Below are 18,328 nucleotides of genomic sequence, written 5' to 3'. Positions count from 1 at the left end.
ATTACACACCAGCCAGGCCCGCAGTCGCCATCCCGGCTGTATCGCGCGGCATGCCCGGGCAGGCGCATGCCGTCCCGGGCATGCTTTATGCGGACACGGTATTCATGAACGTCGAATCGGAGCTGCCATGCCGGGTCCCAACCTCGAACACGAAGATTTCATCCAGGGCTACATGGCCGGACTGGCCGACTGCGACAGCGAGTCGGACGGCATACCCGCCGCGGCGCCGCCCTCGGCCGCCTACCAGGCCGGCTATGCCTCGGCCGTGAGCGCCTGGGCGAACCGGGTGCGCGACGGCGGGCTGCTGAAGGCCGAAGAGGCCTATGCCCAGTGGCTGCCGCGGCAGCTGGCCCGCGCCTATGAGGCGATCGCGGAACTCGACCGCATGCTGGGGGAGCTGGCCCGGCATCAGCCCGATCTCGCCGAACGCTACCCTGCGACTAGAGAAAAATGGCTGAAGCAGGGCATCGACTTCGACGCGCTGCAAGCGGCCGACCAGGCCAGGGCTGTCAAGCCCTGATGTCGTAGCAGGTTACTGTTTTGCCTATCGACACCCCCCTCCGCGCGGAATCGTCTCCCTTGTAGTTGCGCAACACAATGGGCTCGTACAGGTCTTCGCCCCGCCGCACGACCACCGCTTTCTCCTGGGTGGTCGAGAGGAACAACACCTTGACCGCGGGGTCCGGCCCCCGCGCCGCCGCCAGATCGTCGCCATCCAGCGCACATCGGCTGGCAGGTACGGCATCCATCTCGAACACCACGGCTGCCAGCAGGATGCTGGCGATGCGGTTATGAGTCATCGCCAGAGACGCATGGGCCGCCATGAGGCAGGCAAGGAGCGTACAGAAAGTGGCTGCAAACGCCCTATCGTCCGGACGGGAAGGCGCCCCTGGCCCGTCTCGCCGTGACGCGTGGCGCGCGTCGGCGAGAACCAGGCGGAAAGTGGCCTCCTGGCAACCGTCTTCTTGCCCCGCCCTACCGGCCCCAGCATGCCCGCCATGAACAACAATTGAAACAGCAGGGCGGCCACGATGAAAAGCAGCGAATTGAACATCAATATCAGGAAACCCATGGCGGCGATACGGGCCATCGGCGCGTTGTCTGCGCTTATCTGCCACAGGTCTGCGATCCAGTAGGCTGCACCGCCTTTGGCCAGATAGAGCACGATCAACTGGCTGCCACCCAGGAATATCTTGAAAAAGACGTCATTCCACAAAGCCCGGACTATCGGCAGTCGCGCCAGCAGCGAGAGGGACAGGGCGCATACGAACAGCGGGTAGATGAGCAGCGCCCCGATCAGCTCCAGGAAGGACAGCTCCCCGACTATGGTTCGCGTGAAGACCGCGAGCGCCAGCACCTGCAGCAGCAGCACGGTCCAGAGCCTGCGCGCAGACCAGGCACGGACCTGCCCGCGCGCGAACGCGAGCATGTTGCGACACCAGCGCTGCAGATTTCTCGCCAACGCGGCAATCACCAGCGCCAGGGCAAAAGGCAAGGCAATGACGATCGTAGCGGCCAGCACCAGGCCTAATGCAGCATGCATGCGTTTCCTTTGTCTACGCGTGGGTCAACAATCTCTCGATCACCCTCTTCGTGTGATGCACGTAGTCCCGCACCTGCCCTGCCCGCCTCGCCAGCTCATCCGGCCCGCGGCCCAGGTATGCGTCACGCGCGGCGGCCAGCACCGGCCCGTGCGCAGGCGGCAGGCGGTCCAGGGCCCACGCGGCGGCCTCGTCCTTTGCCGCGATCTGGCCCGTTGCCACGCTGTACCACACGCGCGCCAGGGCCAGCACGACGTTGCGCTCGTCGCCTTCCCAGTCTTCCGGTCCGTTCCATTGCGCCACGGTGTCGGCCAGCGCGCGGACGAAATCGGCGTGGGGCACCGGATCCAGCAGCGTGGGCGCCGGCGGCCCCAACAGGGCGATGCTGTGCTGCCGGACCTTGGCGAGCAGGATCGCGAGGTCGTGATCCGTCATGGGCGGTTCGAACCTGCCGGCCTGCAGGTCGTGGCGCAGCCATTCGCCGAACTGCAATTCGCGGCGCGCCGGATATCGCCAGGGCACCACCGCATCGTGCGCCAGCACCGTGACTTCCAGCGCCCGGCACGCCGGGTCGGTTCCCGGCGGGGCGGACACGGCCAGCAGATCGCGCATCAGCGCCTGTCGCGCGGGTTCCGCCGGCGCCGCGCCCACCAGGGCCAGCAGGTCGACGTCGCTGCCAGGCTTGAGCCCGCCGTCGACCGCGGACCCGAACAGGTAGAGCGCGCGCAGCGCGCCCCCCAGGTGGCGTTCGAGCACGACGCGCGTGCGCGACAGCTGGAAGGCGATTTCGGCAGGAATCGATGCGGGCATCACGCCGTGGGCCATCGTGGTCGTGGATATATGCCGCGCCCGGTTCAGGCGTCCGGCCCGGGCCGCCGTGCCGACATCACCAGCCAGCGCCCGTAAAGAGACTGGGCGCTGCCGGCCTGGCGCCAATAATCCTGCTCGCCCGGCGATCCGGCGCCGCGCAGGCGCGCGCGGCAGTACCGCTGCGCGGGCAGGCCGGCCAGCCGCTCGACCAGGTACTTGGGCTTGGGCTCGTCCACGTCGTGCAGCGTGATGTCGCAGAAGCCCTGGTGCGCCAGGAACAGATGCAGTTGCGGGAACGACCAGGGCACGTAGGTGACGTAGTCGCCGCGCCGCTTGTCGACCATGGGGCTGAAGCCGTAGTGGAAGCCGCGCAGCAGGTAGGCCAGCCGCGATCCCACGCGCCACGTGTTGGGCGTGGTGAGTATGAGCCTGCCCCCGGGCTGCAGGGCGCGGAAGGCGCCTTCGAGCATCATGCCGGGGTTGCGCAGCAGGTGGATGGCCTCGCCGCACACGATGGCGTCATAGCCGCCGGCGTCGGCCAGCGGGGTGTCGAGGTCATGTTCGCGCACCCGGCGGTACGGCAGGTCGGGGCCGGGGAATTCCCACAGGCCCAGGCCGTCGAGGGCGTCGAGCGCCAGCTGCCCGGCGGCGACGGCCCGGCCCAGCCAGCCGGTGCCGCAGGGCATGTCCAGCACGACGCGGGCGCCGTGCTGGCGCAGGATGGACAGCACGACGGGGTGATAGGGCTTGGTGGGCATGCTTGGGCGGGCCTGTGGCGCTTACGGAGCCCTGAATGTACCCAAGCCAGGCTGCATCACCAAGTTGCATGCGCTGCCAGGCGGCCAACCGCCTGGCAGCGCCGTCAGGCCACGGCGACCGGAATCTTGCCGATCCGGGCCTGCCACTCCTTCGGGCCGGTGGTGTGCACCGAGGTACCCTGGGCATCCACCGCCACCGTCACGGGCATGTCCTTCACGTCGAACTCGTAGATGGCTTCCATGCCGAGGTCTTCGAAGGCCAGCACGCGGGCCTGGCGGATGGCCTTGGACACCAGATAGGCGGCGCCGCCCACGGCCATCAGGTAGGCCGACTGGTGCTTCTTGATGGCCTCGATGGCGACCGGGCCGCGCTCGGACTTGCCGATCATGGCGATCAGGCCCGTCTGGGCCAGCATCATGTCGGTGAACTTGTCCATGCGGGTGGCGGTGGTGGGGCCGGCCGGGCCGACCACTTCGTCGCGCACCGGATCGACCGGGCCCACGTAGAAGATGACGCGGTTGGTGAAGTCCACCGGCAGCTTCTCGCCCTTGGCCAGCATGTCCTGGATGCGCTTGTGCGCGGCGTCGCGGCCGGTGAGCATCTTGCCCGACAGCAGCAGGGTCTGGCCCGGCTTCCAGCTGGCCACTTCCTCGCGCGTCAGCGTGTCGAGGTTGACCTGCCTGGATTTGTTGTAGTCGGGCGCCCAGTGCACGTCGGGCCACTCGCTCAGCGAGGGCGGATCCAGGCGCGCCGGGCCGGAGCCGTCCAGCACGAAATGCGCATGGCGCGTGGCGGCGCAGTTGGGGATCATGGCCACGGGCTTGGAAGCGGCGTGGGTGGGGAAGGTGTTGATCTTGACGTCGAGCACGGTGGTGAGGCCGCCCAGGCCCTGCGCGCCGATGCCCAGCGCGTTGACCTTCTCGTAGAGCTCGATGCGCAGCTCTTCGAGCTTGCTCTGCGGACCGCGCTCGAGCAGCTCGTACATGTCGATGTCTTCCATGAGCGACTGCTTGGCCATCAGCATGGCCTTCTCGGCCGTGCCGCCCACGCCGATGCCCAGCATGCCGGGCGGGCACCAGCCCGCGCCCATGGTGGGCACGGTCTTGAGCACCCAGTCGACCAGCGAGTCGCTGGGGTTGAGCATGACGAACTTGGACTTGTTCTCGGAGCCGCCGCCCTTGGAGGCGATCTGCACATCGACAGTGCTGCCCGGCACCAGCTCGACGTGCAGGATACAGGGGGTGTTGTCGCGCGTGTTCTTGCGGGTGAACAGCGGATCGTCCAGCACCGAGGCGCGCAGCGGGTTGTCGGGATTGGTGTAGCCGCGGCGCACGCCTTCGTCGCAGAGCTCCTGCAGGCTGCGCTTCGTCTCGAAGCGCACGTCCATGCCGATCTTCAGGAACACGTTGACGATGCCGGTGTCCTGGCACAGCGGGCGCTTGCCCTCGGCGCACATGCGCGAGTTGGTCAGGATCTGCGCCATGGCGTCGCGCGCGGCGGGGCTTTCCTCGCGCTCGTAGGCGCGCGCCAGGTGGCGGATGTAGTCGACGGGATGGTAGTAGCTGATGAACTGGATGCCGTCCGCGATGGACTGGATCAGGTCTTCTTCTTTGATGAGCGTGGTCATGATGTGGGAAGGCGGGCATGGAGCCCGCCGGATGCGTGGAAGTAGCTCGAGTTTACTTGCCTTGCCAGACGGGCTTGCGCTTTTCGGCGAAGGCGGTGGCGCCTTCCTTGGCGTCGGCGGAAGTGAAGATGTGGGCGATCAGCGGACGCTGCCGGTCGAACATGCCGTCCTGGTCCCAGTCGGTGGCCTGGGCCACGATGCTCTTGGCGGTCTGCACGGCCAGCGGGCCGTTCTCGACGATCACGCGGGCCAGCGCCATCGCGCCTTCCACGGCCTTGCCGGGCTCGGTGAGGCGGTTCACCAGCCCGTAGCCGTGCGCGCGCTCGGCGCTGAGCATGTCGCCGGTGAGGATGACCTCCATGGCGATGTGATACGGCAGGCGGCGCGGCAGGCGCAGCATGCCGCCCGAGCCCGCCACCAGGCCCCGCTTGACTTCGGGCAGGCCGAATTTGGCATTGCTGGCTGCCACGATCAGGTCGGCGGCCAGCGCCATTTCACAGCCCCCGGCCAGGGCATAGCCCTCCACCGCCGCGATCAGCGGCTTCTTCGGCGGACGCTCGTTCAGGCCCGCAAAGCCGCGGCCGGGGACCAGCGGGCGCTGGCCGCTCTGGGCAAAGGCCTTGAGGTCCATGCCCGAGGAAAACGTGCCGCCCGCGCCAGTCAGGATGCCGATGCGTACGTCGTCGCGGGCATCCATCTGGTCGAACGCGGCCGCCAGGGCCTGCGCAGTCTCCAGATTGATGGCGTTCTTAGCCTCGGGGCGGTTGATGGTAATGATCTGGACGCCGTCGGCGACGTCCGCCTTCACCAGTTCCGACATGCTGCTGCTCCTCTGTGGGCGCCCCCGCTGCGGGGGATACGCGGTTATGTATAAGACTGCGGCAAAGGGGAATGATACGACTGACGCCTCTATAGCCAGCGGGGAACGCCACTGGAACCCGGAAAATTATCGATACTTTTGTCACGCACGGACACACTGGCTGCGTACGATAGTCGCATCACACAGGTATTTGAATCTAATTGTGTATGTTAAACAGAATTAAAAATCCATGACGCGTCCCAATGAGCCTGCGCACAGGACCACCAGAATGGCAGGCACAACGATCACGCGCTCAGACGTGCTTTGGATACATGTGCGACTCGCTCGCTGAACGATAGGGCGATAGGGAAATCCCGTGGTGGGCCGTGCCGTTTATGTGCAAGCGCGAAGAACCTGTGGCAACATTCAGTAACTCAGCAGGCTCTTTGACTGAAGGCTAGAGTATCCATGTCACGGAAAGGCATTGCGGCTTGGGGCAAGCGCGACAACCAGGGGCACGAACATCCGCTGGAAGACCATATGCTCGATGTAGCCATGGTCTTCTATGTCCTGGCTCAAATTCCCGCACTGCGACGCGCACTGAACAGCTGCGCAGGCCGATTACTTAACGAGACAGACATACTGCGCCTGACGGTGCTCGCCTTTCTCCACGACGTCGGCAAGGCGTGCGCTGGCTTCATCGCCAAGCGCTGGAAAATCGGCGAGACGCCCGAAGGCTGGCCGCCGCACACCGGGCATTCAGGTGAGGCCTTCTACATTTTCGAACAGGCGGATTTGCTATACCAACTCCCCGCCGATGAATTGGATGAATGGGGCTCGGCCACATTTGGCTTGATGCTGGCCGCGATCAGCCACCATGGCCGACCCATTGCGAAATCACCCCTCAATTCGCACAGAACATGGGCCCCGGTCATCGCTTCTGAAGGCGTTGCCTACGACCCCGCGGCCACCTTGAAGATGCTCGGCCAGCGCGCCCTCGCCTGGTTTCCCGGCGCATTTGCCAAAGGCGGCAATCCGCTGCCCACAGCAGCACGGTTCACACACCTTTTCGCGGGCTTGGTTCAACTGGCGGATTGGCTAGGGTCGGACACGCGATTCTTTCCCTACACTCAGCCGGGCGAAGACCGCCGCCAAACCGCCGAACAAAGGGCAAGGCAAGCTGTAGCCGGCATCGGACTGGACATGGCGACATGGCGCGAAGCATTGCAGTCTCCGCCGACATTCGGCCAGGTCTTCCAGCTTCCAGGCCCGCGCCCCATGCAGGAAAAAATGGCGCAGCAGGACTGGGATCCACTGCTCATCGTTGAATCGGAGACGGGCAGTGGAAAGACCGAAGCGGCACTATGGCGCTATGCCACCCTGTTTCAGGCAGGAATCGTGGACGCCCTCTACTTCGCGCTGCCGACCCGGGTGGCCGCCAGCCAATTGTGCGGCCGTGCGGAAAACTTCGCCGAACACCTTTGGATGGGCTCGTCAGCACGTGCCCCGGCCGTCGTACGGGCCCTGGCGGGCTACGAAAGCGCAGACGGCGCACGCATGCATCGCCTGCCGGAATTCAAGGTCCTGTGGACAGACGACCCTGACGATCAGAAAGCCCATCTGCGCTGGGCGGCGGAATCCCCTAAGCGTTTCCTGGCGGCACCGATCGCGGTCGGCACGATCGACCAGGCCTTGCTTGCGGCGCTGCAAGTTCGCCATGCACATCTGAGGCACAGCCTGCTGGCCCGCAGCCTGTTGGTCGTCGACGAGGTCCACGCCTCGGACGCCTATATGTCCGCCGTGCTGGCATGCCTGATTGACGCACATCTGCGAGCGGGAGGCCATGTCCTGCTGCTCTCGGCAACGCTGGGCGCCAGCGCACGCCATCGCTATCAGGCCGTCGCGGCCAATGCGCTTGGCCGCCGGTCCAAAGCAGCTATGCCATCCCTGGAACAGGCGAGCGCACAGGCCTACCCCGCCATCAGCGATGCCAGTACATTACATGCGCTGCCCGCCCCCACATCGCACAAGACCGTGCATTGGCGGTTGCAGGACGACGTGGACAGGCCCGACTCCATCGCGGCGCTGGCAGTGCATGCCGCCGCCCAGGGCGCGAAAGTGCTGGTCATCCGCAACACCGTTCCCGCCGCCATTGCCACGCTATGCGCAATCGAGGCCCGGGTAAAGGCCTCGAACCAGGAAGCGCTGCTGTTTCGCGTGAACGACGTCAGCACGGTACATCACAGCCGCTATAGCAAGGAAGACCGTCCACGGCTGGACGCGGCGATAGAAAACCAGCTAGGCAAACATCGTCAACCTTCCAGCCAGGGCCGTATCGTCGTGGGCACCCAGACCTTGGAACAAAGCCTGGACATCGACGCCGACTTCCTGATCTGCGATCTTTGCCCGATGGACGTCTTGCTACAGCGTCTGGGCCGCCTGCACCGGCACTCGCGACGCATCGACGAGCGGCCTGCACCTTACCGGCAGGCCCAGGCCATCATTCTTACCCCAGAGTATGGCGATCTGACGCCGCATCTCGCACACCCGAAACATGGCCTGGGCTTGTTTCAACGGAACGGCGGCGGCATCTATACCGACCTGCGCACTGTCGAGGCGACGCGCCGCTTGATCGCCAGCCATCCATCCTGTGTCATTCCCCGAGACAACAGGTATCTGGTCGAACACGCTACCCATCCCGAAGTACTGAAAAAAATCGCGCTTGAACTGGGTCCGGCATGGGAGGAATTAGGCCAGAGAATCGAAGGCATTTTTCAGGCGAACAGCAGCTTCGCAAGGCTGCAGGCGCTGCCGTTCGACAAGAACTTCTCCGACGACGATTTTGGGTTTCCTGACGACGACCAGAAAATCTCGACCCGCCTGGGCACGGCCGACCGCTTGCAGACATTCGAACCCGCCCTGCCCGGCCCATTCGGCAACGCAGTCGCGCAACTTCCGATCCGTTTCCACCTACTGCCCGCCGGCCTGAACCCGGACGCGGCCGCGCAGGACATCCAGATCCTTCCCGAAGGCGGATTCACCTTCGTCCTCGGCGGCTACCACTACCGATACGCCCGCATGGGCCTGGAACGGCTTCCCCAGCCTTCCGTTGAAAGGAGGACTCAATGATGCAATCCGCCCTGATGGGAAACCTGCTGGACGAACGCATCCTGACATACCGCAATGTTGCTGCAGGCACGACTATCGCTGCGACACTGCCCGAGCTGTTCGTAGCATTGGCACGCGATGAGGTGCGGGACTTCCCCGCCTTGCGCTCCCACCAGCGCCACCCGTGGCATGCGCTACTGGTGCATATCGCCGCGTTGGCCCTGTTGCGAGCCGCGCAGGACGAGCCGTTCGAGGACTCGGAAGCATGGCGGCGCGCCTTGCTGGCGCTGACGCCGGACGATCCCGATGGAGCCGCATGGTGCCTGGCTTCGCCGCCCGACCGTCCGGCCTTCCTGCAAGCCGCGGTCCCGGACGGCGACATCTCGCGCTGGAAAAATGAACTCGTGGCGGCCGACGAGTTGGACATGCTGGTCACGTCCAAAAATCACGACGTGAAGACAGGCAGTATGGTCTGCTGCACGGCACAGGATTGGTGCTACGCACTGGTCAGCCTGCAGACCCAGGAGGGCTTTCTTGGGGCCGGCAACTACGGCATCTCTCGCATGAACGGCGGATTCGCCAGCCGTTGCGGGGTAGGCATCCAGCCTGTAGGCGGGCTGGGCAAACGCTGGCGCCGCGACATCTGCGCGCTGCACGAGCAGCGCGCAGAAACCGCGGAAACGCTGGGGCTGGCGCAAGAAGACGGGATCGCCCTGGTCTGGCTGCTGCCCTGGGATGGCGAAACCAGCTTGAGCGTGTCGCGGCTGGACCCCTGGTACATCGAAATCTGCCGGCGCGTACGCCTGCAAGCCGACGCGCAAGGCCGTTGGCGTGCCAAAGCCACGGGCAGCAAGGCCGCCCGCATCGCAGCCAAAGAACTTAACGGCGTGACGGGCGACGCCTGGATGCCCATCGATATCGGCGGCGCGAAAGCCTTGACCATAACGAGCCGGGGATTCGACTACCGGCTGGCCTCTGAACTGTTGTTCGGCGGGAAATACAGCAAGCCGCCCGCACAGAAGCTGCGCGCCGACGACGGCATCGAAGGCGTGACGCTCGTGGCACAAGGCATTACGCGCGGGCAAGGCAAGACAGAGGGCTATCACGAACGGCGCATCCCGATCTCGCCCAGAATGCGTGCCAGGCTGCTCGTCCGGCACACGGACCCGCTGGCAAAAATTGCCAACGAGCGCATCGCAGCCATCTCCGAAGTGCGAAAAATCCTGTGGTCCGCCTTGGTCGTGCTGTTCATGAATGCCGCCAAGGACGAAACCGGCAAAGACCGCGACGCCCCCGACTCCATCAAGGATCGTGCCAATCGCTACGCACGGCCGCTGGAGACGGGCGAGGACGCGCGCTTTTTTTCCGATCTGGTCGAGGAAATCGAATCGGACTCACCCGCAGACGAAAGATCGCGTTGGCTGCGCGGCCTGGCCCAGCGCGCAGAAGACCTGCTGCTTGCCGCATTCAACGCCGGGCCGCGCAGCGGCGTGCTGCGCTATCGCGCCCAGGCCAACGCACTGGCCAAGCTGACTGGAATGCTGCACAGCGAGAAAAACTTCGAAATCATGGCGACCGCCCTCAACCAGAAGAAAGACGATCTTCGAGTAAAGGAGCACTGCAATGAATCTGCCTAACCCGCAGGCTGATCATCGTACGACGGATCCGGCGCCCGCCAGCGGCGCAGAGCCTTTCGATCCGATCAAGTCGCTGGCGCGCCATATCGCGCAACTGAAGGCGGGACCGCACAGCCGTGGCGAGTACGCCGCACTGGCCCGGCTGGACCCGGACGCCCCCCGGCCGCACCAACTCGCCGCACTGACGCGGGCGCTTATCGCGGCAGGCTTGACTCCCAGCGGGAACTGGCTGCCGGAGACCTGGCGGCGCTGGTCCTATGTCGCACACGGCATGGCGATGGCTGGGCACAAAGAAGGGCGGCTGGGTGCGCAACTCGCCGAAGCCGGTCTTGCCGAATCGCGCATCACCCGTCTGCTGGTTGCCCGAGGCGAAGCGCTGTTCCAGTTGCTGCCACGCGTGCTGCGGCTGCTAGCCAGCAAGTCGGTGCAGCCCAACTGGTACGAACTCGGCGCGTTGATCGGCACCAGCAACGCAGACAGCCAAGACAACCGCATGACCCATGAATCCAGACGGCGAGCTATCGCCGGCGATTACTACAGCACCCTGGCAAAACCCGCAAAGCGCGCCTGACCTTTATCCGTAAACCTCCAACTTCAGGAAAGCCATGTCCGCTCATCCCCGCTTCGTCCAGATCCACACGCTGCACAACTACCCCGCCGCCCTGCTCAACCGGGACGATGCCGGCCTGGCCAAGCGCCTACCCTATGGCAATGCCGTGCGCACGCGCATTTCATCCCAATGCCAGAAGCGCCACTGGCGCACCGCGGAGGGCAAGCATGCACTATCGGGAATCGGGGTGCCGATGGCCATTCGCTCACGCGAACTACTGGGCGAGATCCGCAAGCGCCTGCTCGAACAGGAGATAGCGGAGCCGCTGGCCCAGGCCGCCGTGGAGACACTCAGAAATGAGGGATTGCTCGACAAGGCGGGAAAGAACCAGAAAGGCAAGGACGCCCTGTCCACCGGACAGGCGGTGCTGCTGGGCAAGGCGGAAATGGACTACCTGGTCGCCAAATGTGCGGAACTGGCGCGGCAGCATCCCGACGAGAAGGCATTGCGTAAGGAAGTCGCCGAAACACTAAAAAAGGAAAAGGGCAACATTCAGGCGATGAAGTTGGGCAGCGGCCTGGAGTCCGCGCTGTTCGGCAGAATGGTCACGTCGGACGTGCTGGCTAGGCGAGAGGCGGCGGTCTATGTGGCGCACGCCTTCACCGTGCATGAAGCCCAAGTGGAAAACGATTACTTCACAGTCGTGGACGATCTGCTTCGAGAAGAAGGCGAACAAGGTTCCGCCGGCATTTTCGACACGGAACTGACGTCCGGCCTGTATTACGGCTATGTTGCGGTCGACGTGCCGCAATTGGTGGCCAACCTCGAAGGGATCGATACCAAGGACTGCTTTTCCGTCGACAAGCAATATCGGGAGTTGGCGGGCCAGGTCATCCACAACCTGCTGCATCTGATTGCCACCGTCAGTCCGGGCGCCAAGAAGGGATCGACGGCGCCTTTCGAATGGGCAAGGTTCATGCTGGTGGAAGCAGGCGACCAACAACCACGCAGCCTGGCGGGCGCCTATCACGATGCCTTGCCTCTGGACCAAACGCACATTCGGCAGCAGGCCATCGCCCGACTCTCGCAGGAATTGCAGATGACCGACGCCGCTTACGGCACCGCGGGCCTGCGGCGCTTCCTGAGCGTGGACGATGTCCAGGTTCCCAGCGCGGAACGACTGGCCTTGCCCGCAATGGCTCAGTGGATCCAGGCACGCGTCGTCGAAGGAGCCTGAGGATGGCGCGCCATCTACTGATGCGCTTGCGCGCGCCTCTGATCGCTTTCGGCGGCGAGGCCATCGATAACCTTGGCGTCATACGCGACTTTCCCGCGTTGTCGATGGTGACCGGCCTGTTGGCCAATGCGCTGGGCTGGAATGGATCGCAAGGCGATCATCACAACCGCCTTCAGCAGCGACTGCGTATGGGCTCCCGAATTCTGTGTCAAGGACAACGCCTGACCGACTTCCAGACCGCCGAGCTCGGCGCCAATGACGTGGGCTGGACCACGCTCGGCGCTGCCCAAGGACGCGCGGGCGGAGCGAGCACTTATGAAGGACCGCACCTGCGCTACCGCGACTATCACGCCGACCTGGATGTGCTGGTGGCGTTGCGGTTGGAACCCGCCGACCAGTGGCCACGCTTGGAGGATTTGGCGGCAGCGCTGGACACCCCCGCCCGTCCACTTTTCTTCGGCCGAAAAACCTGCCTTCCCACGCACCGGATCATGGCGGGATGGAGGGAGGCGGACTCGATACTGCAAGCTTTGGCGGCCGCCGACGGTTCGCCGGATGATCGCGTGCAATGGCCTGACGGAGAAGGCCGACTGCCCAATGACCGCTTGGTGATGATCACCGACGAGCGCAACTGGACCTCCGGGGTGCATGGCGGGATGCGTCCTGTGCGCGAGGGCACGCTTCGGGCCGCCGCCGGCCAAGGAGGCCTCTTGTGACAACACCGCTCTACCTGATGCAATTTCAACCCGATCTGCGCCGGCTGCTTCCGTGGGCGGAACGTCGCGGCCTACTTGCCTCGCGCGGTGGTGGCGACCTGGGCTACGCATTTCATGGTGCCTTGAGCGAAGCATTCGGCAACCTGGCACCCAAGCCATACAGCTACCGTTCGCCTCACGGGCTATTGGCATATACCCAGCACTCGCCCCAGGCGTTGCAGGAAAACGCCAGCCTTGCCATCCCGGAAGTTTCGGACATGCTTGGACTGACGCCAACGCCAAGAAGTCCCGGCCTGTTGATCAGGCCCTTTCCCAGCTCTTGGCGGACGGGCCAAGTATTGAGCTTCGAAGTCAGGGTGAGGCCGGTCCAACGCGCGGTCCGGGGCGGCGAACGAGATGTTTTCCTGGCCGAACTGGAAAAACACTCGGATGCTGCAGTGGATCGCGCAGCGACGTACCAGGAATGGCTTCGCCGCCAGTTCGATGGCGCCGCGCGCCTCATCGACGCAACGATGACACAATTCAAGCTGTCCGCCGTGTTGCGTCGTCATGCAGCGAAAGGCGAAAGCCCTCGACCTTTGCAACTAGTCAATGGTCCCGATGCCGTTTTTATGGGTCATCTGACGGTGCAGGATGGCGATCAGTTTGCGCAAAAGGTGATACGCGGGATTGGTAGGCACCGCACCTTTGGCTTCGGCATGCTTCTGCTGAAGCCCGCCCAGCCCGGTCGCTCGGCATGTTGAAGGGGCGCCTGGGACTGGAGAGCGCCCGCATTCCCCATGCGGATCGCCACGGACTGATCTGGCTGGACCGAGGCGAACTTTGCGTGATCGATGGCTGCCTGCATTTTCTGCAGGGCAAGAACAGCCTGACGCCGAGCACGGACCAGATTCCTCACCAGACGGTCTCGATGGTCCTATTGGGGCCGGGCAGCAGCGTCACGCACGATGCGCTGCGGCTGCTGGCTCGCCACGGCACCCTGCTGGCAGCTGTCGGCGTGGATGGCGTACGTTGCTACACAGCACCGCCATTGATGCCGGACAGAAGCGATGTGGCAAGGCGCCAGGCTGAATTGTGGGGCAATCCCCGGCGCCGCATCAGCGTGGCGCGCCATATGTACGCGCTGCGCCTGGGAGAGATCCTGCCGCATCGTGACTTGGATACGCTGCGTGGCATCGAAGGTAGCCGCGTCAAGACGATCTATCGGCTGATGGCCGACAAGTATGGGGTGGACTGGCAGGGGCGGCGATTCGACCGAAACAACCCCGGTTCGGAAGACCTGCCCAATCAGGCGATTAACCATGCGGCGACGGCCGTGCAGGGAGCCGCGGCCATAGCGGTTCAAGCCGTCGGCGCAATCCCACAGCTGGGATTCATCCACGAAGATTCCGGTCAGTCTTTCGTTCTGGATATTGCAGACCTGTTCCGAGACCAGATCACGCTTTCCATCGCATTTTCCTGCGTAAAGCAGGCAGAAAAAAGCAGCGATACCATTGACAGGCTGGTCCGGCGCGAAGCCTCGCGCATATTCCGCAAAGAGAGCGTCGTTTCCTCGATGATAGATCGCGTCAAGCAGGTGCTTCGGATGGACGAGGTGGGAAATGCCACTGGTAGTGATAGTGACTCGTGATGTGCCCGACAGGTTCCGGGGCTTTCTTTCCTCCACCATGCTTGAGGTCGCCCCGGCGACTTACGTATCGCCCCATATGAGCAAAGGCGTTCGCGAGCGAATCTGGAAGGTCCTACAGGAATGGCACGAAGCGCTGGATCAAGGCAGCGTGATCATGATCTGGCGGGACAATAACGCCACGGGCGGTGTCGGCCTATCTCATCTTGGCACGCCGCCCAAGAAACTGCTTGAAGTCGATGGGATGTGGATCGCTCGAAAGTCCGGGTGATCAGGTGATCTTTAAAAATTAGTTGAAATGCGAAACCTGCTTTCCTCAGTGACGGAATGCGGGGAATCCTCCGCATTCGCGGAGATGGACCTCTAATAATGCTAGTTGAACCGACCCGCAAAAGTCATCTCGCATATGCGGAGATGAGCCGAATGGATAGCTCTCATGTTGACCAATCCACGCCGCTTACTTCCTTGCAGCATATTTCGGCCGGGCGAGCACCGAAGTTGAGAATATCCGGACGCTCTTTGGTCCCGGATTAATCGGCCTTACCTACACGGCGGTTTCCTTGGGATAAAAGCTATTGGATGTTCTTTTTCATAGTTAATTTCACCCAGATACAATTTCACTGTCACAGGCCGAGCTAAGAAAGAAAGATAGGAATCTAAGTTTTCCTTTTCCCATCAAAGACTTGGATGGGAGAGGTTGCTCCGCATGCGCGGAGATAGACCCTTCCAGAACCTTGGCGATGCCGCCGTCTTCGTGGTTGCTCCGCATGCGCGGAGATAGACCCTCGCCCACCATGTATTCGCAGAAGTCCAGCGAGGTTGCTCCGCATGCGCGGAGATAGACCCCGGCGATCACTTCCACCGCGATATCTGTCATCGGTTGCTCCGCATGCGCGGAGATAGACCCGTGTTAACAGGCTCGCCGGCTTGGTGCATGACGGTTGCTCCGCATGCGCGGAGATAGACCCGGCTTGCCACTGCGCTCACACACACAGCGCAGGGTTGCTCCGCATGCGCGGAGATAGACCCCTCGTGCTTCTCGGCACTGTTCCAGCCCTGAGGGTTGCTCCGCATGCGCGGAGATAGACCCCCGGCGGCACAGTGAACGGCTACCGCGCCGAAGGTTGCTCCGCATGCGCGGAGATAGACCCCACCCCGAAATGTAAGCACACGACAATGCAGAGGTTGCTCCGCATGCGCGGAGATAGACCCGGACACGGCGAAACGGTGCGCTGCCAATTTCCGGTTGCTCCGCATGCGCGGAGATAGACCCGTAAAGAGGTAAGCCATGGCAGAAACCGTCGCGGTTGCTCCGCATGCGCGGAGATAGACCCGTCTGGTGCCGGCTCGAATGGCTGCCGAGCATGGTTGCTCCGCATGCGCGGAGATAGACCCCCGGTTTTCCAGGCCGGCGACGGCCAGTGGTAGGTTGCTCCGCATGCGCGGAGATAGACCCCCGGTAATCCGCTCCGCAATCGGAAAGAGGCCGGTTGCTCCGCATGCGCGGAGATAGACCCTGGTGCTTGTTCTGACTCCGGCAGGCCGGTACGGTTGCTCCGCATGCGCGGAGATAGACCCCATTCATGGTCAGATTGGCGTCCGGGCCGTACGGTTGCTCCGCATGCGCGGAGATAGACCCAGGGCCGCGACCCGCAGACGGTGTGGGAAGAAGGTTGCTCCGCATGCGCGGAGATAGACCCCAACAGCAGGCAGGCGCCGAAGCTGAGTAGGGGGTTGCTCCGCATGCGCGGAGATAGACCCACCACGGCGCCGGCCAGGTAGTTGATGGCGCCGGTTGCTCCGCATGCGCGGAGATAGACCCGCGCGGGTGGGCGCCAACAAGATGGGGTTCATGGTTGCTCCGCATGCGCGGAGATAGACCCTGACCAGCGCCATTGCCCTGAAAGGCCAGGTGGGTTGCTCCGCATGCGCGGAGATAGACCCGACCGGCCCGAGAAGCCAGCCAAGCCTGCCTCGGTTGCTCCGCATGCGCGGAGATAGACCCCTGCCAGACATCATCAAGGAAATGGTGCCGCTGGTTGCTCCGCATGCGCGGAGATAGACCCTATGCCCAGGGTGGTGCGATAATCGCGCCGCCGGTTGCTCCGCATGCGCGGAGATAGACCCTCAGAGACGTGCAGGAATTGCAGCGTGCCCGAGGTTGCTCCGCATGCGCGGAGATAGACCCGAGTTCCATTTGCTCGCCAGTTCCGCGAGCCCGGTTGCTCCGCATGCGCGGAGATAGACCCCCATCTGGCCTGCGCCATCGCCAACCAGATCAGGTTGCTCCGCATGCGCGGAGATAGACCCAAGACGGCTCCCGCTATCCTCGAGGCGCTGCGGGTTGCTCCGCATGCGCGGAGATAGACCCGGGAATGTGCGGTTTGCCAACGGCGTCCTGGAGGTTGCTCCGCATGCGCGGAGATAGACCCGGCCGGGCGCGCCGCTGGCTGGTGCCTTCGGCGGTTGCTCCGCATGCGCGGAGATAGACCCTGATCGTCAATGTCGTTGCACTGGCCGGGCTCGGTTGCTCCGCATGCGCGGAGATAGACCCCTATCTTGGCCAAGCTCGCACCGTTTCCCGATGGTTGCTCCGCATGCGCGGAGATAGACCGTACCAATGAATAACGGGGCGACCATAGCATCGGTTGCTCCGCATGCGCGGAGATAGACCCTGGTGCAGGACATCAACACGGCGGTGTTCAGCGGTTGCTCCGCATGCGCGGAGATAGACCCTCAAAACGGGCCGCAACCGCCGCAGCGTCTGGGGTTGCTCCGCATGCGCGGAGATAGACCCCACCAGTGGGCCGTGGACCGCGGCATCACCAAGGTTGCTCCGCATGCGCGGAGATAGACCCTATAGCTTTGCTATAGATAAAACACAAGCCATGGGTTGCTCCGCATGCGCGGAGATAGACCCTTCGAGGAGCGCGGCCGATCATGAGCACGCCCGGTTGCTCCGCATGCGCGGAGATAGACCCGACGTGGCCACCATCCTATCGGCCATCTGCCTGGTTGCTCCGCATGCGCGGAGATAGACCCTTGGTCACCAAATTAAAGGTGCGCCAGATGCTGGTTGCTCCGCATGCGCGGAGATAGACCCGTGGCGGCCATCGGTATCAGCCTGAACCCGGCGGTTGCTCCGCATGCGCGGAGATAGACCCGTTGGCGATTTCAAGCGGAGCATTCCATATGGGGTTGCTCCGCATGCGCGGAGATAGACCCGTACCAGCCATTGCGGGACTTCGGCGCGTCGCGGTTGCTCCGCATGCGCGGAGATAGACCCTGGCCGGCTGGCCTGGCGAAATGACCATCCGCGGTTGCTCCGCATGCGCGGAGATAGACCCGGTGTGGCCGTGCCGCTCGATCACCTTGGCCAGGTTGCTCCGCATGCGCGGAGATAGACCCGTCTTGCTGGTGCCGTCCACCAGCTCTGCCCGGGTTGCTCCGCATGCGCGGAGATAGACCCTTCGAATATCTGCGGCGCTGGTGCAATGACGAGGTTGCTCCGCATGCGCGGAGATAGACCCCTGTCCTGGTCCACGCGCTCGCGCACGCAGGAGGTTGCTCCGCATGCGCGGAGATAGACCCGCAACCCCGCGAGCCGCAGCCAGGCCGGCGAAGGTTGCTCCGCATGCGCGGAGATAGACCCTGGCAACCGTCCGTCGAGGGTCCGCTGTACCCGGTTGCTCCGCATGCGCGGAGATAGACCCGCGGCGGCCGGCGCACCCATCCCCCAGTCGGCGGTTGCTCCGCATGCGCGGAGATAGACCCCAGCTTGTTGGGGTGGCCCCCATCACCGGATCGGTTGCTCCGCATGCGCGGAGATAGACCCCATGTGGGGCGTCACGGCGGCCGTGGCGCGTGGGTTGCTCCGCATGCGCGGAGATAGACCCGACCGCCTGAAATACCGTGGA

The 18,328-nt window shown here is 63.9% G+C and carries 15 protein-coding genes and 1 CRISPR repeat array (1 of these 16 running past the window's edge); of the genes, 9 read left to right on the top strand and 6 right to left on the bottom strand.

Annotation, left to right across the window (positions count from 1 at the left end):
* Positions 1-127: 127 nt before the first annotated feature.
* Entirely contained in the window at positions 128-520 is a 393-nt protein-coding gene (locus ACYBYQ_RS04060) for a hypothetical protein (protein WP_459617098.1), read from the top strand.
* Here the strand turns inward: ACYBYQ_RS04060 and ACYBYQ_RS04055 are convergent.
* The 6 genes from ACYBYQ_RS04055 to ACYBYQ_RS04030 all read right to left on the bottom strand — a co-directional run bounded on the left by ACYBYQ_RS04055 (position 510) and on the right by ACYBYQ_RS04030 (position 5,557).
* Complete coding sequence (locus ACYBYQ_RS04055; protein ID WP_459617097.1) at positions 510-800, bottom strand: hypothetical protein; 291 nt, start codon at positions 798-800, stop codon at positions 510-512. The genes ACYBYQ_RS04060 and ACYBYQ_RS04055 overlap by 11 nt on opposite strands.
* Positions 797-1,543, bottom strand: coding sequence for a hypothetical protein (locus ACYBYQ_RS04050; protein ID WP_459617096.1), 747 nt, complete (start codon positions 1,541-1,543; stop codon positions 797-799). The genes ACYBYQ_RS04055 and ACYBYQ_RS04050 overlap by 4 nt, the downstream gene beginning before the upstream one ends.
* A gap of 13 nt (positions 1,544-1,556) precedes the next feature.
* Positions 1,557-2,351, bottom strand: a complete 795-nt coding sequence (locus tag ACYBYQ_RS04045) for an aminoglycoside adenylyltransferase family protein (RefSeq protein ID WP_459618704.1) — start codon at positions 2,349-2,351, stop codon at positions 1,557-1,559.
* Between the two features lie 44 nt (positions 2,352-2,395).
* The gene (locus ACYBYQ_RS04040) at positions 2,396-3,109 is read right to left on the bottom strand and encodes a class I SAM-dependent methyltransferase (protein ID WP_459617095.1); all 714 of its coding nucleotides are present in this window, start codon (positions 3,107-3,109) and stop codon (positions 2,396-2,398) included.
* Between the two features lie 104 nt (positions 3,110-3,213).
* Positions 3,214-4,737: a fumarate hydratase gene (locus ACYBYQ_RS04035; protein WP_459617094.1), complete on the bottom strand. Its 1,524-nt coding sequence runs from the start codon at positions 4,735-4,737 to the stop codon at positions 3,214-3,216.
* Positions 4,738-4,789: 52 nt separating this feature from the next.
* Positions 4,790-5,557 (bottom strand): crotonase/enoyl-CoA hydratase family protein, encoded by a 768-nt coding sequence (locus ACYBYQ_RS04030; protein ID WP_459617093.1) that lies wholly within the window; start codon positions 5,555-5,557, stop codon positions 4,790-4,792.
* A gap of 447 nt (positions 5,558-6,004) precedes the next feature.
* On the opposite strand from ACYBYQ_RS04030, the gene cas3 reads away from it, so the two are divergent.
* The 8 genes from cas3 to cas2e are packed head-to-tail and all read left to right on the top strand — an operon-like array spanning position 6,005 to position 14,682.
* A complete protein-coding gene (gene cas3 / locus ACYBYQ_RS04025) occupies positions 6,005-8,665 on the top strand; it encodes a CRISPR-associated helicase Cas3' (RefSeq protein WP_459617092.1) in 2,661 nt (886 codons plus the stop codon).
* The gene (casA, locus tag ACYBYQ_RS04020; RefSeq protein WP_459617091.1) at positions 8,662-10,281 is read left to right on the top strand and encodes a type I-E CRISPR-associated protein Cse1/CasA; all 1,620 of its coding nucleotides are present in this window, start codon (positions 8,662-8,664) and stop codon (positions 10,279-10,281) included. Before cas3 ends, casA begins: the two co-directional genes overlap by 4 nt.
* Positions 10,268-10,852, top strand: a complete 585-nt coding sequence (locus tag ACYBYQ_RS04015; protein ID WP_459617090.1) for a type I-E CRISPR-associated protein Cse2/CasB — start codon at positions 10,268-10,270, stop codon at positions 10,850-10,852. Before casA ends, ACYBYQ_RS04015 begins: the two co-directional genes overlap by 14 nt.
* Positions 10,853-10,886: 34 nt before the next feature.
* Entirely contained in the window at positions 10,887-12,068 is a 1,182-nt protein-coding gene (cas7e, locus tag ACYBYQ_RS04010) for a type I-E CRISPR-associated protein Cas7/Cse4/CasC (RefSeq protein ID WP_459617089.1), read from the top strand.
* Positions 12,069-12,070: 2 nt separating this feature from the next.
* Entirely contained in the window at positions 12,071-12,784 is a 714-nt protein-coding gene (gene cas5e, locus ACYBYQ_RS04005) for a type I-E CRISPR-associated protein Cas5/CasD (RefSeq protein WP_459617088.1), read from the top strand.
* Positions 12,781-13,527, top strand: a complete 747-nt coding sequence (cas6e, locus tag ACYBYQ_RS04000; protein ID WP_459617087.1) for a type I-E CRISPR-associated protein Cas6/Cse3/CasE — start codon at positions 12,781-12,783, stop codon at positions 13,525-13,527. Before cas5e ends, cas6e begins: the two co-directional genes overlap by 4 nt.
* Complete coding sequence (gene cas1e / locus ACYBYQ_RS03995) at positions 13,521-14,414, top strand: type I-E CRISPR-associated endonuclease Cas1e (RefSeq protein ID WP_459617086.1); 894 nt, start codon at positions 13,521-13,523, stop codon at positions 14,412-14,414. Before cas6e ends, cas1e begins: the two co-directional genes overlap by 7 nt.
* Positions 14,386-14,682 carry a type I-E CRISPR-associated endoribonuclease Cas2e gene (cas2e, locus tag ACYBYQ_RS03990; RefSeq protein ID WP_459617085.1) on the top strand — a complete coding sequence of 99 codons (297 nt, stop codon included), beginning with the start codon at positions 14,386-14,388 and terminating at the stop codon, positions 14,680-14,682. Before cas1e ends, cas2e begins: the two co-directional genes overlap by 29 nt.
* Positions 14,683-15,106: 424 nt before the next feature.
* Positions 15,107-18,328: direct repeats of the CRISPR family, unit length 29 nt; unit sequence GGTTGCTCCGCATGCGCGGAGATAGACCC (it continues 2,176 nt past the right edge of the window).

It is taken from the genome of Bordetella sp. 2513F2, from assembly GCF_054642735.1.
This window is presented reverse-complemented; position numbering and strand designations above follow the sequence as displayed.

Coding starts and splice junctions, on each gene's coding strand:
- ACYBYQ_RS04060 (WP_459617098.1), top strand. CDS start 128: ATGCCGGGTCCCAACCTCGAACACGAAGATTTCATCCAGGGCTACATG.
- ACYBYQ_RS04055 (WP_459617097.1), bottom strand. CDS start 800: ATGACTCATAACCGCATCGCCAGCATCCTGCTGGCAGCCGTGGTGTTC.
- ACYBYQ_RS04050 (WP_459617096.1), bottom strand. CDS start 1,543: ATGCATGCTGCATTAGGCCTGGTGCTGGCCGCTACGATCGTCATTGCC.
- ACYBYQ_RS04045 (WP_459618704.1), bottom strand. CDS start 2,351: ATGCCCGCATCGATTCCTGCCGAAATCGCCTTCCAGCTGTCGCGCACG.
- ACYBYQ_RS04040 (WP_459617095.1), bottom strand. CDS start 3,109: ATGCCCACCAAGCCCTATCACCCCGTCGTGCTGTCCATCCTGCGCCAG.
- ACYBYQ_RS04035 (WP_459617094.1), bottom strand. CDS start 4,737: ATGACCACGCTCATCAAAGAAGAAGACCTGATCCAGTCCATCGCGGAC.
- ACYBYQ_RS04030 (WP_459617093.1), bottom strand. CDS start 5,557: ATGTCGGAACTGGTGAAGGCGGACGTCGCCGACGGCGTCCAGATCATT.
- cas3 (WP_459617092.1), top strand. CDS start 6,005: ATGTCACGGAAAGGCATTGCGGCTTGGGGCAAGCGCGACAACCAGGGG.
- casA (WP_459617091.1), top strand. CDS start 8,662: ATGATGCAATCCGCCCTGATGGGAAACCTGCTGGACGAACGCATCCTG.
- ACYBYQ_RS04015 (WP_459617090.1), top strand. CDS start 10,268: ATGAATCTGCCTAACCCGCAGGCTGATCATCGTACGACGGATCCGGCG.
- cas7e (WP_459617089.1), top strand. CDS start 10,887: ATGTCCGCTCATCCCCGCTTCGTCCAGATCCACACGCTGCACAACTAC.
- cas5e (WP_459617088.1), top strand. CDS start 12,071: ATGGCGCGCCATCTACTGATGCGCTTGCGCGCGCCTCTGATCGCTTTC.
- cas1e (WP_459617086.1), top strand. CDS start 13,521: ATGTTGAAGGGGCGCCTGGGACTGGAGAGCGCCCGCATTCCCCATGCG.
- cas2e (WP_459617085.1), top strand. CDS start 14,386: ATGCCACTGGTAGTGATAGTGACTCGTGATGTGCCCGACAGGTTCCGG.